Annotated in this window: 9 protein-coding genes; 5 read left to right on the forward strand and 4 right to left on the reverse strand. The window is 65.5% G+C overall.

Annotated elements, in window-relative coordinates; translation table 11 throughout:
• Nucleotide 1: 1 nt before the first annotated feature.
• Nucleotides 2–1,264 carry a zinc-binding metallopeptidase family protein gene (locus AC5ZFO_RS41990; RefSeq protein ID WP_282520539.1) on the reverse strand — a complete coding sequence of 421 codons (1,263 nt, stop codon included), beginning with the start codon at nt 1,262–1,264 and terminating at the stop codon, nt 2–4.
• Between the two features lie 142 nt (nt 1,265–1,406).
• Here AC5ZFO_RS41990 and AC5ZFO_RS41995 point away from each other — a divergent pair, with 142 nt between their 5' ends.
• On the forward strand, nt 1,407–2,390 hold the full coding sequence (locus tag AC5ZFO_RS41995; protein WP_282520538.1) for a glycerophosphodiester phosphodiesterase: 984 nt from the start codon (nt 1,407–1,409) through the stop codon (nt 2,388–2,390).
• Between the two features lie 110 nt (nt 2,391–2,500).
• Here AC5ZFO_RS41995 and AC5ZFO_RS42000 read toward each other — a convergent pair whose 3' ends face one another.
• Complete coding sequence (locus AC5ZFO_RS42000) at nt 2,501–4,780, reverse strand: fused MFS/spermidine synthase (RefSeq protein WP_282520537.1); 2,280 nt, start codon at nt 4,778–4,780, stop codon at nt 2,501–2,503.
• Between the two features lie 177 nt (nt 4,781–4,957).
• Here AC5ZFO_RS42000 and AC5ZFO_RS42005 point away from each other — a divergent pair, with 177 nt between their 5' ends.
• The gene (locus tag AC5ZFO_RS42005; protein ID WP_282520536.1) at nt 4,958–6,568 is read left to right on the forward strand and encodes a phytoene desaturase family protein; all 1,611 of its coding nucleotides are present in this window, start codon (nt 4,958–4,960) and stop codon (nt 6,566–6,568) included.
• A 296-nt stretch (nt 6,569–6,864) separates the two neighbouring features.
• Here AC5ZFO_RS42005 and AC5ZFO_RS42010 read toward each other — a convergent pair whose 3' ends face one another.
• Nucleotides 6,865–7,020 carry a Flp family type IVb pilin gene (locus tag AC5ZFO_RS42010; RefSeq protein ID WP_404979767.1) on the reverse strand — a complete coding sequence of 52 codons (156 nt, stop codon included), beginning with the start codon at nt 7,018–7,020 and terminating at the stop codon, nt 6,865–6,867.
• Between the two features lie 163 nt (nt 7,021–7,183).
• On the opposite strand from AC5ZFO_RS42010, the gene AC5ZFO_RS42015 reads away from it, so the two are divergent.
• Nucleotides 7,184–8,071, forward strand: a complete 888-nt coding sequence (locus AC5ZFO_RS42015) for a 50S ribosomal protein L11 methyltransferase (protein ID WP_282520534.1) — start codon at nt 7,184–7,186, stop codon at nt 8,069–8,071.
• 177 nt (nt 8,072–8,248) lie between these two features.
• Here AC5ZFO_RS42015 and AC5ZFO_RS42020 read toward each other — a convergent pair whose 3' ends face one another.
• Nucleotides 8,249–8,428, reverse strand: coding sequence for a hypothetical protein (locus tag AC5ZFO_RS42020; protein WP_028147633.1), 180 nt, complete (start codon nt 8,426–8,428; stop codon nt 8,249–8,251).
• A 187-nt stretch (nt 8,429–8,615) separates the two neighbouring features.
• Between AC5ZFO_RS42020 and AC5ZFO_RS42025 the strand changes: the two genes are divergently transcribed.
• Complete coding sequence (locus AC5ZFO_RS42025; protein ID WP_282520533.1) at nt 8,616–10,445, forward strand: aminopeptidase P family protein; 1,830 nt, start codon at nt 8,616–8,618, stop codon at nt 10,443–10,445.
• Between the two features lie 301 nt (nt 10,446–10,746).
• Nucleotides 10,747–12,027: a multidrug effflux MFS transporter gene (locus AC5ZFO_RS42030; RefSeq protein ID WP_282520532.1), complete on the forward strand. Its 1,281-nt coding sequence runs from the start codon at nt 10,747–10,749 to the stop codon at nt 12,025–12,027.
• Nucleotides 12,028–12,121 lie beyond the last annotated feature (94 nt).

Below are 12,121 nucleotides of genomic sequence, written 5' to 3' on the forward strand. Positions count from 1 at the left end.
GCTACCGGAACGCGGCGTTGCCGCGTTCGACGATCTTTCGCGCAGCATCGACGAAGGCGCGCGCGACCGGCTCGAGGATCTCGGGCCCGGTCGCGGCGAGATCGTCGGACGGCGTATGAAACGTCCGATGGCGCCCAGCCATGCCGAGGAAATTGGCGTAACCCGCCGCATGCACGTCGCGCAGCTCACCGACCGCCTGCTTCTCCGTCACTAGGCGTTTGGCCTCGACTTTTGCAAAAGCCTCGTCGGTCAGCGCGACGGCGGATTTGCTCAGCACGAGATAACGCTCTTGCTCGGGCCGATTGGTGCGGGCGCCTTCCGCGAAGGCATAGCAGGCGTTCGACGATCCGAAATGAATCCACGCCAGCGTGTCCTTCGGTGACGGCGCTCCGTGCTTCAAGAACAGCTCCATGCCGCCATGGCCGATCTCGTGGCCGGCGGTGGCGATGAAAACAAGATGCGCCGGCCATTTCTCGGCGGCGACGGTGCGCGCCAGCGCGAGAAAGTTGGCGATGCCGGGGCCGCGCTCGCAGACGCACGAGTACCAGCCGGTCATCGGCGTGGAGACGACGATGACCGGCCCACGGCCGGCTCCGATCTCGGCGATGACATTGCGGCCGACTACATCGCGCTCGTAATGGCCCTTGACGTCGAAGGTCACAGGCGCGCCTGAGGCGAGCGCGCGCTCGAACACCGCTCGCGATGCCGCACCGACCACGATCACCGGCACCGGCCAGGGCGCATCCTCCTGCGTGACGTTATAGGCGAAGCGGTCGTCGGCGGGATTGCCGATCATCAGCAGGATGGCCGCCGGCTTCCTTGCCGCGGCTTCCGCGATCGCCGCACGATGGGTCGGCCCCAGATACGCGCCGCGATCGAACGGCAGATCGAGCAGAAGGATCTTGCCGGTGACATCGCCATCGCGCGCGAGCGGCGCGGCGAGATGGAAGCTGGCCTTGTCTTCCGGCGGCCACCAGAAGGGCGTCGCCTCGACAGAGATGCCGGCAGCTTCGGCGCTGGCCCGCTCGACGACATATTGCCGCCCGAGCACGACGGGCTGGAAGCTGATTTCGAAACCCGCCTGCTTCATCTCGCCGGCGATCCAGTCGGCCGTCGCGCGATCGCCCGCGGAGCCGAAGCGGTGCAGACCGAAGGATGCATAGCGCGCCACATCTTCATAGAGGCTCGCACCCGAAAGCACATCCTTGGCCATCGCCTGTCCGACCATGAGAACCGCCATCGTTGCGATGAAGATAAGCCGCATAGGAATGGCTCCCTGAACCGTTGTTTTTTGAGAGCCAGTTTCCGCCTTCCCCGGCTGCCGTCAAGCACAAGTCGACCGCGACGCTGGACGAACCGGGCGAAGATTTCATAAGCTCCTCCTTTCACCCGGGCTGCGAACCCTGATGTCGTCACGTGCCGCAACAATCCTGATCGTGCTCTCGGTTCTCACTGCGGGACAAGCCATGGCCTTTGATCTCGAAGCGCATCGCGGCGGGCGCGCGCTGTTGCCGGAAAACACCCTGCCGGCTTTCGCGAACGCGCTGTCGATGGGCGTGGATACGCTGGAGCTCGACGTCGGCGTCACCGCCGATGGCGAGGTCGTCATCTCGCATGAACGCGGGCTCAATCCCGACCTCGCGCGCGATGCAGGTGGCGCCTATGTCGCCGCGCCCGGCACGCCGTTCGTGAAGCTGCGGTTGGCCAACGTCAGGACCTATGACGTCGGCCAGATCCGCCCCGACAGTTCTTACGCGAAGCAATTCCCCGACCAGCGGGCCGTGCCGGGAACACGCATTCCCACCCTGGGCGAGCTGTTCGCGCTGGTGCGCAAGGCCGGCAACACGCGCGTGCGTTTCAATATCGAGACCAAGATCGATCCAAACCATCCGGACGAATCGCTCGATCCGCGAGGCTTTGTCGTAAAGCTGCTCGGATTGATCGAGGCCGAGGGGTTTTCCGATCGCGTCATGATCCAGTCGTTCGACTGGCGGACCCTGCTGTTCGTCCAGCAACAGGCGCCCAACATTCCGACGGTGTATTTGACGCTCCAGCGCGGCTCGGGCCAGACGGTGTCGTTGGACAAGGCGACGAACTGGACGGCGGGTTTCAGCCCGGCCGATCACGGCGGCTCGCTGCCGCGGACGATCAAGGCTGCGGGCGGCACGGTCTGGTCGCCCTATTTCGGCGACGTGACCGAGGCGGTCGTCTCGGAGGCACACACGCTCGGACTGCACATCGTGGTCTGGACCGTCAACAAGCGTGAGGACATGGCGCGCATGATCGAGCTCGGCGTCGACGGCATCATCTCGGACAGGCCGGACCTGCTGCGGCAAGTCGCGGGCGAGAAGGGAATTGCGCTGCCGGCGGGAACGCCGGTCGTGCCGTAGAAGCCTTCCCCTTGTAGCCCGGATGGAGCGCAGCGAAATCCGGGAGCAGTGTCGCCACGCGGAAACGCCCCCGGATTGCGCTTCGCTCCATCCGGGCTACGAAGACGTCCCTACTCCCCGTCCCTCAACCGCCGGTACAGCGCGCCCAGAATATTGGAATAGTCGTCGGTCCAGACCCGCACCCGGTCGTCGGCTTCGGTCTGCTCCCATGACTTGGAGGAGGCGAGCCGGCCGACATCGGCGTCCTCGCGCGCGGAGATGACGACGTCGGTCGAGAAGATATAGTCGCCATCGCGGCCCGAGTCCTCGTTGAAGACCCAGCTCTTCAGATCGTTGGCATCGGCGATACTGACCACGACGGTCTCGAGATCGAGGTGCCGGTTGGAGACATGCATCACCACAGCGCCGTGCGGCGCCAGCTTGTCCTTGTAGATACTCATCGCCTCTTCGGTGGCGAGATGAATCGGGATCGCATCCGACGAATAGGCGTCGACGATGATCAGGTCATAAGCGCCGTCGGGCTCTTTCGCGAAGGTGAGGCGCGCATCGCCGATCACCGGCTTCAGGCCCGGCATGCAGCTCGATATGTAGCGAAAGTTCTTCGGGTCGCTCGCCGCGTCGACCATGGACTGGTCGATCTCGAAGAAGGTCCAGGTTTCGCCGGGCTCGGCGGCGCAGGCGAGCGTGCCCGATCCGACGCCGATTGCGGCGACCTTCAGCGGCGCGCCCTTGCGCTCGCGGATCGCGGTGATGGCTTGCCCGATGCCGCCGTCCTTGTGATAGTAGGTGATCGGCTCGGGCCGGCCAACGACCGGCGTGCCGTCATTGTTGCGGAAGCGCTCGGCGCCGTGGATCGTGGTGCCGTGCATCAGCACATGGAAATAGCCGCCAGGCGTCACCACGATCTTGTGCACGCCGAAAAAGCTGCGCACCGTCGTGACGCGGCCTTCGTCCGCCGGATAGGCCCGGATCAACGCCAGCGCGAGCGCGGCGGTGGCGAAGATCTTCCAGCGGCTGGCGTTGAGCGCGAGCGCCAGAAGTGCTGCGAGCACGCCTACGGCTCCCGCGACCCAGACGCGATGATCCTCGAACCAGGTCGAGAGATCGCCGGTCGTGTAAGACGGCGCCACCAGCGCCACTGCGAGCACGGCGAGTGCCAGCCAGTACCATCTGACGATGCCCGCCAGCCGCTCGTTTGCCGGCGGCCGGCACAGCGCGGCCAGCGCGACCAGGATCGGATATTCGGCGATCCAGGAGAAGGTGAATGGAGCAACGAGGCCGGCAAAGAGTCCGCCGACCATGCCGCCGAACGACAGCGCGACATAGAAACCCGTGAGATATTTGGCGGCCGGGCGTGTCCGCGCCAGCTCGCCATGGCAGGCCATGGCGATGACGAAGAAGCACAATTGGTGGCCGCCGAGGGTCAGCAGCAGATTCTGTTCGCCGCCGAAGGCCAGCAGGACGATGACGCCCGCGATCGCGACCGGCTGAAGCATCAGCATCCATTTGTGCGGCAGCAGCGGCCGCGACTGGAACACCACGACCCAGGTGAGCAGATACAGCGACAGCGGCAGCACCCAGAGCAACGGCGCCGCCGCGACGTCGGTCGAGATGTGCGCTGTGACGGCGATCAGCAGGCCGGACGGCACCGCGGCGAGGAAGATCCAGCGCAGCCGCGTCACCAGGTCCGGCGCGGGCGCATTGACGTCCTCGACTTTTGCGTCGACCACGGCCAGCTTCGGCGAACGCAGCAGCAGCGCGCCGCAGGCGGCAATCAGGAGGATCAGGAGGCCATAGCCAAGGGTCCAGAACCGGTTCTGCGTGTGCAGCGTGAACATCGGCTCCAGCAGGAACGGATAGGACAACAGCGCGAGGAAGCTGCCGATGTTGGAGGAGGCATAGAGGAAATAGGGATCGTGTCCGGCAGGATGGCCGGTGCGGACGAACCAGGCCTGCAGCAGCGGATTGTTGGCGGCGAGCGCGAAGAACGGCAGGCCGATCGAAACCACGAACAGGCCGAGCAGCCAGAATGCATAGCCGGAGGCCGGTGGATCGCCGTAGGCGGTGGCGATGCCGAGCGGCAGCGTGGCGAAGGCTGCGATCAGCAAGACCAGATGCACCGCGACCGGAACGATGCGATTCCTGATTTGCATCAAGAGATGCGCATAGGCATAGCCCGCCAGCAGCAGCGACTGGAAGAACACCATCGCCACCGACCACACCGCCGGCGAGCCGCCGAGCCGCGGCAGCACCATCTTGGCGAACAAGGGCTGCACCGAGAACAGCAGCAGCGCGCTGACGAAGATCGCGGCGGTGTAGACCGTCAGCAGCAGCCGATTGCGCGACGAGGACGGCTGCTCCGTGGCGGCGGGTTGCACGATCGAATCCATGGAAGCTCCGGCTGAACTCCGGCGGGCGCCGGACGCGCGCAATGGAGCACAAGGCGCATGAACGGGCAATAAAGGGTCTCGTGATGTTGCAGCGACGATTGCTTGATATACAGATGTCATTCCGGGTCTGGTCCTTCGGACCATCCCGGAATGACCGTGGAACATTTTGAATCCTTCATGACCGAAACCGACGTCATCATCATCGGCGCTGGCCATAACGGCCTTACCTGCGCGGCCTATCTCGCGATGGCCGGCCTGCGCGTGCGCGTCGTCGAGCGCCGCAAGGTGGTCGGCGGGGCCGCGGTCACGGAGGAGTTTCACCCCGGATTCCGCAACTCGGTCGCCGCCTACACGGTGAGCCTGCTCAATCCGCAGGTGATCCGCGACTTGGGCCTCGCTGAACAGGGCCTGCGGATCGTCGAGCGGCGCGCCCAGAATTTTCTGCCCGCGCCCGACGGCAGCTATCTGCTCACCGGCGAGGGGCGGACCAAGGAGTCCGTCGCGCGGCTGAGCACGCATGACGCAAGCGCGCTCGAAGGGTTCTCGCGCGAGCTGGAAGACATCGCCGACGTGCTCAGGCAGTTCGTGCTGCGTGCGCCGCCGAACCTGCTCGACGGTTTTGGCACGAACGCGATCCGCGAAGCGGTGAACGCGTTCCAGAGCGCCAACATCCTGCGTGGGTTGACGCTGGAGCAAAGCCGCAGCCTGCTCGACCTCTTCACCCGCTCGGCCGGCGAGATGCTGGACGAGCGCTTCGAGCACGATCTGGTCAAGGCGCTGTTCGGCTTCGATGCCATCGTCGGCAATTATGCCAGCCCGTACGCGGCGGGCTCGGCCTATGTGATGCTGCACCACGCCTTCGGCGAGGTGAACGGCAAGAAGGGCGTCTGGGGCCACGCCATCGGCGGCATGGGCGCGATCACGCAGGCGATGGCGCGCGCCGCGCAGGGCCGCGGCGTCACGATCGACACGGATGCGGGTGTGCGCGAGATCATCGTCGAGCGCGACCGCGCCGTGGGCGTGGTGCTGGACAACGGCTCGATCATTCGCGCGAAATATGTCGCGGCCAACGTCAATCCAAAGCTGCTCTATACGCGGCTGATCGCGGCCGACGCGCTGCCCGCCGACTTTCTCGCCCGCATCCGGCACTGGAAGAACGGCTCCGGCACCTTCCGCATGAATGTGGCGCTCGACCGCCTGCCCTCCTTCACCGCGCTCCCGGGCGACGGCGATCACCTCACCTCCGGCATCATCCTGGCGCCGAGCCTCGGCTACATGGACCGCGCCTATCTCGACGCGCGCGCGCTAGGCTGGAGCCGGGAGCCTGTCGTCGAAATGCTGATCCCCTCCACGCTCGACGACACGCTCGCACCGGCGGGCAAACACGTCGCGAGCCTGTTCTGCCAACACGTCGCGCCCGAACTGCCCGACGGACAATCCTGGGACGACCATCGCGAGGAGGTCGCCGATCTCATGATCGCGACAGTGGACAAATACGCACCTGGCTTCGCGGCAAGCGTGCTCGGCCGCCAGATGCTCTCCCCGCTCGACCTCGAACGGCAATTCGGCCTGTTGGGAGGCGACATCTTCCACGGCGCGCTGACGCTGAACCAGTTGTTCTCGGCCCGGCCGATGCTGGGCCATGCCGACTATCGCGGTCCGCTGAAGGGCCTCTATCATTGCGGCTCCGGCGCCCACCCCGGCGGCGGCGTCACCGGCGCCCCCGGCCATAACGCTGCGCAGGCGATCTTGAGGGATCACCGCTCGCCGTTCGGAAGCCGTGGATAGGTCTGTGGAAAGAGCTGTGGACAGGCTGTTGGCAAGTCTGTTGGCAACGCTGTGAGAAAGCAGTGGGCAGCCTGCGCGCGGCAGGCCCGGCGAGCCGCGTAAAAGGCGGTGGAAAAGCTGGGGATGAGTGGCGGGATAAAGCCGTGGACAACTTTGGGGAAACGAGTGGAGGGCCTGTGGGCATTCCGGGCCCCCAAAACGACCTCGCCCGCCGGGGGGCAATTCCCCGTGCGGGCAATCGTCAGGTAACAGCCTCTAAAGAAAAACAGCCCCCGCCGGAAAATGGGAGGCGGAAATTACTTCAAGGAACTGCTAATCGAACCGAACTTGTCGTTCATGCTGGTGCCCAGGCTGTTCACCACGGTGATGATCGCCAGCGCGATGCCCGCTGCGATCAGACCGTATTCGATCGCGGTTGCACCGGATTCGTCCGACCAGAACTTCAAAACCATGCTCTTCAAGACTCGCCTCCGTTTCAATTCCAAGATGCGTTGGCTGAATCCAACACCCGGAAATGTACGGGATACAACCTGCAGTCAGGTTAAATCGGAACCTGCAAGTTATGTGGAAAATTGGGAACAAAAGTCCCAAAAATTGAACTGACGGAACCCTAGGATGCAGCTTTCTCCCACTCATCGCGCCTGCTTTTCGATCGGCACCGAGGCCGCGGCCAAGCGCGTCGTCGACGTGCTCACGGAGGTCTTTTTCGACGGCGATGCGGCGGTCGCCGCCTTCGAGCGGCCGGACGGACAGTGGGACGTCACGCTCCATTTCGCCGCGGCGCCCGATCAGGCATGGCTGCGCGAACTCGTTGCAACGACTGCAGGAAACGACATCGCCGAAACGCTCATCTTCGACATTGTCGAAGCCAAGGACTGGGTCAAGGCGAGCCTCGAAGATCTCGTCCCGGTGCCGGCCGGGCGTTTTGTCGTGCACGGCAGCCACGACCGCGACCGCGTGGCGCCGAACAAGCTTGCCATCGAGATCGAGGCAGCGCTCGCCTTCGGCACCGGCCACCACGGCACCACGCGGGGCTGTTTACTGTTGCTTGACCACGTCCTGAAGAGTTCCCGGCCGAGGAGCCTGCTCGACCTCGGCACCGGCACCGGCGTGTTGGCCATCGCGGCAGCGAAAGCGCTGCATCGCGAGGTGCTCGCCTCCGACATCGACCCGCCGTCGGTGCGGGTGGCGGCCGAGAACGCGACGCTGAACCACGCCGGCGACCAGGTGCGGGTGATCCGCGCGACCGGATTTGCCGCGCCGGACTTTGCCAGATGCGGCCCGTTCGACCTGGTCCTGGCCAACATCCTTGCCAACCCGTTAAGGCAATTGGCCGGCCCGATGGCGCGGCACCTCGCGCCCGGCGCGCGCGTCATCCTCTCCGGCCTCTTGACCCACCAGGCCCCCGCCGTGATCGCCGCCTACCGCGCACGCGGCCTCGTGCCGGTGCGGCACCTGCGGATCGAGGGGTGGAGCAGCTTGTTGCTGCGGAAGGTGGGGTGAACCGCGTCCGCGGCGGTACTGCGCCCCCTCGCCCCGTTCTTACGCGGAGAGGGTTGGGGTGAGGGGCTGCCTCCGCAGCGACGGTGAGAGTTGGACTCGCGGAGAGTCCCCCTCACCCGGATTGCTTCGCAATCCGACCTCTCCCCGCAAGCGGGGCGAGGCGAACGAACACCGCCGCTACTCCGCCGGCTTCTCGTCCCGACGTGTCGCGCGCTTGCCCTGCAGGGCACGCCTGGCGCGGCGCTCGGCGAAACGGTCGATCATCTGGCTGATGAGGCCGCGCGGCTTCTTCGGTGTCGTTGCGGCCGGGGCGCGGTGGGCCGGCGGCGAAATCTTCTCAAACATGAACGCTGGCATCGTGTGTCCCCTCGCCGTTGAGATGAACCACCTGCTCGAATTTCCTTGTTATCCGGACGAAGCGCAACTGCTGCATCCTGTACTCCACTCAATTCGAATGGAACATTTTCAAGCACAGTCCGTGCCAAATGCCGCCCCCAAATGCGTCTACATTGCGGACCAGTCCTCATGATCCTAAACTGAGCCAATGTTCGAAGCACACTTCCAGACATTCGAAGAACCCGAGGCCGGCGTCGCATTGACGGCGCGCCTTGCCGCGCTCCGCGAGGAACTCGCCCGCCGCAAGCTGACCGGCTTCGTCGTTCCACGCGCCGACCAGCAGCAGAACGAATATGTGCCCCCCTCGGAAGAGCGGCTGGCCTGGCTGACCGGCTTTACCGGCTCGGCGGGATTGGCGGTGGTGCTGACGCATGAGGCCGCGATCTTCGTCGACGGCCGCTACACGATCCAGGCGGCCAAGCAGGTCGACGCAAAGGCCTGGGCGGTGGAATCGCTGATCGATCCGCCGCCGGAGAGCTGGGTGTCGACGCACCTGAAGGCCGGCGACCGCCTAGGATTTGATCCGTGGCTGCACACTTCTTCGGCAGCCGAGCGCCTCGCCGCAGCCTGCGCCAAGGCCGGCGCCGAGCTGGTCGCGGTCGACAACAACCCGGTGGACGCGATCTGGCAGGACCGGCCGCAGCCGCCGCTGGCCCCGGTCGCGGTGCACAGCCTGCAAAATGCCGGGATCGCCGAGGCCGAGAAGATCACGCAAATCAAAAGCGAGATCGCCAAGCTCGGCGTCGACGCGCTGGTGCTCTCCGACAGCCACGCCGTGGCCTGGACCTTCAACATCCGCGGCGCCGACGTCGCCCATACGCCGTTGCCGCTGTCCTACGCGCTGGTGCCGAAGGATGGCCGGCCGACCGTGTTCATCGACCACCGAAAACTCTCCAATTTGACGCGGGACCATCTTGAGCAGTCCGCCGACGTGCGCCAGCCCGATGCGATGGCGCCGACGCTGATGGCGCTGGCCAAGAGCGGCGCCGCGATCGCACTCGACAATGCCACCGCGGCCGACGCGCTCAGCCGGCTGATCGCAAGCGCCGGCGGCAAGCCGGTGCGCGGCAGCGATCCGATTGCACTGCTCAAGGCCGTCAAGAACGCGACCGAGATCAAGGGCACACGGACGGCGCACCGCCGCGATGCCGCGGCGCTGGCGCGCTTCCTCGGCTTCATCGACCGCGAGGCACCGAGCGGCAAGCTGACCGAGATCGATGCGGTCGAGGCGCTTGAGACGTTCCGCCGTGACACCGGCGCGCTGAAGGACGTCTCGTTCCCGACCATATCAGGCACCGGTCCGAACGGCGCCATCGTGCACTACCGCGTCACCCGCAAGAGCAACCGGCGCATCGCGCCGGGCGATCTGCTGCTGATCGATTCCGGTGCGCAATATGAAGACGGCACCACCGACGTCACCCGCACCATGGCCGTTGGCGAACCGACCGGCGAGATGCGCGACCGCTTCACCCGCGTGCTGCGCGGCCACATCGCGATCGCGCGCGCGGTGTTTCCCGACGGCACCACCGGCGCGCAGCTCGACACGCTGGCGCGGCAATATCTCTGGGCCGCCGGCATCGATTTCGAGCACGGCACCGGCCACGGCGTCGGCAGCTATCTCAGTGTGCACGAAGGACCGGCGCGGATCTCGAAGCTCGGCACGACGCCGCTGAAGCGCGGCATGATCCTCTCCAACGAGCCCGGCTATTACAAGACCGACGGCTTCGGCATCCGCATCGAGAACCTCGAGCTGGTGGTCGCCGCCGACATCGAGGGCGCGGAAAAACCGATGAACGCGTTCGAGACGCTGACCCTGGCGCCGATCGACCGCCGGCTGATCGATGTCGCGATGCTGGGCAAGGACGAGCTCGACTGGCTCAATGCCTACCACGCGCGCGTTCGCGCCGAGGTGCGGCCGGCGCTGGACGAGACGACGAAGGCCTGGCTCGATCAGGCCACGGCGGAGCTGAAGGCGTAGCGCGCATAGCGCCACGCGATTTGCGCACGGCTCCTTCGCCACCATGATTGTCATGCTCCGCGAAAGCGGGGCATCCAGTATTCCCGAGGCAGCAAACGTATGCGGAGAAGCCGCGGCGTACTGGATTCCCCGCTTTCGCGGGGAATGACACCTGTGATGTGGCACCAGCAACGCGCCCAATCGGTCGCCATCGTGCCCTCATCCTAACCGTCCCGAAATCCGAATAGCCGCATTCCGAAACGCCGATATCCGTCTTGTGCGAGCACGCTACAGTCGATTCGACTTCGAAAGACGGACGACTATGCACGGCATGATCAGCAGGCCGCCGGACGCGGCGACGAAAAACATCGCGACCTCGCGCGTGGTGTTGCTGCTGCTGGTCGTCATGACCGGGATCGCGCCGATCTCGCTCTACATCCTGGTTCCGGCGCTGCCCGTGCTGGCGACGACGTTCGGCCGCGACATCTCGATCGCGCAGATGACGGTATCGCTGTACATGGTCGGCATCGCACTGTCGCAGCTCATCATGGGACCGCTGTCGGACAAGTTCGGCCGGCGTCCGGTGCTGCTTGGCGGTCTCGCGCTGATGGTCGCGGCGAGCATCGCCTGCATCTTCGCCGAAACCCTGCCGCAACTGATCGCAGCGCGCTTCTTCCAGGCGCTCGGCGGCGCCTCCGGCATGGTGGTGAGCCGCGCCATCATCCGCGATATCTACGAGCGCGACCGCGTCGCCTCCATGATCAGCCTCGTAATCGCAGCACTCATGATCGGCCAAATGGTCTCACCGCTCACCGGCGGCCTGATCGAGACCGCATTCGGCTGGCGGGCGATCTTCTACGCCGTCACGATCGGCGCGATCGCGGTCGCAATCGGCATCGCGATCGCGCTGCCCGAGACCCGCCGCGATCGCGCCGTCGGCAGCGGCGGCTTTCGCAGCGACGTCGGCACCCTGATCAAGAGTCGCGCCTTCATCGGCTATGTGATGTGCCAGGTGCTGGCGTCGCAGATCATCTTCACCTTCGCCGGCGGCGGCCCCTACATCGTCGTGACGCAGATGGGCCGGACCAGCGCCGAATACGGCGCCTGGTTCGCAACCACCGGCTTTGCATATCTCGTCGGCAATCTGCTCTGCGTGCGCTTCGCGCCCAGGCACTCGCTGGAGAAGCTGATCTGGTTCGGGCTGGCCTTGCAACTCTGCGGCAGCCTGTTGAACCTGCTCTGGAGCTTCACCGGCTGGAACGAGGCACCGGCGTGGCTATTCGGCACGCAGATGATCGTGATGGTCGGCAATGCCTTCGTGATGGCGAATTCCGCCGCCGGCGCCATCAGCATCCGCCCTGAAGCCGCCGGCACCGCGTCAGGCGCGATGGGCTTCCTCCAGCAGGGCATCGGCGCGCTGATGTCGCAGTTCGGCGCCTATCTCGGCGGCCACTCCGCGACCACGCTGCCGCTGACCTCTGCGGTACTGGCGATCTCGCTGCTCTGCGCCTGCATGATGATCTTCGTCGTCCCCCGCCGCGAATTGGTGGTGAGCGAGGAGTTGATCGAGCAGGCGGAAGAGGAAGAGAGCGGGATGATGTGAGGAGCGCGCTGGGCGACGCTTTCTTCCTTCTCCCCTTGTGGGCCTGTTGCGTTATCGGCTCTTGAGGCTGAAGACGTCAGGAGAGAAGGCCTTG

The sequence above is a fragment of the Bradyrhizobium sp. Unk1 genome (assembly GCF_059512345.1).

Coding starts and splice junctions, on each gene's coding strand:
- AC5ZFO_RS41995 (WP_282520538.1), top strand. CDS start 1,407: ATGTCGTCACGTGCCGCAACAATCCTGATCGTGCTCTCGGTTCTCACT.
- AC5ZFO_RS42030 (WP_282520532.1), top strand. CDS start 10,747: ATGCACGGCATGATCAGCAGGCCGCCGGACGCGGCGACGAAAAACATC.
- AC5ZFO_RS42000 (WP_282520537.1), bottom strand. CDS start 4,780: ATGGATTCGATCGTGCAACCCGCCGCCACGGAGCAGCCGTCCTCGTCG.
- AC5ZFO_RS42015 (WP_282520534.1), top strand. CDS start 7,184: ATGCAGCTTTCTCCCACTCATCGCGCCTGCTTTTCGATCGGCACCGAG.
- AC5ZFO_RS42010 (WP_404979767.1), bottom strand. CDS start 7,020: ATGGTTTTGAAGTTCTGGTCGGACGAATCCGGTGCAACCGCGATCGAA.
- AC5ZFO_RS42025 (WP_282520533.1), top strand. CDS start 8,616: ATGTTCGAAGCACACTTCCAGACATTCGAAGAACCCGAGGCCGGCGTC.
- AC5ZFO_RS42005 (WP_282520536.1), top strand. CDS start 4,958: ATGACCGAAACCGACGTCATCATCATCGGCGCTGGCCATAACGGCCTT.
- AC5ZFO_RS42020 (WP_028147633.1), bottom strand. CDS start 8,428: ATGCCAGCGTTCATGTTTGAGAAGATTTCGCCGCCGGCCCACCGCGCC.
- AC5ZFO_RS41990 (WP_282520539.1), bottom strand. CDS start 1,264: ATGCGGCTTATCTTCATCGCAACGATGGCGGTTCTCATGGTCGGACAG.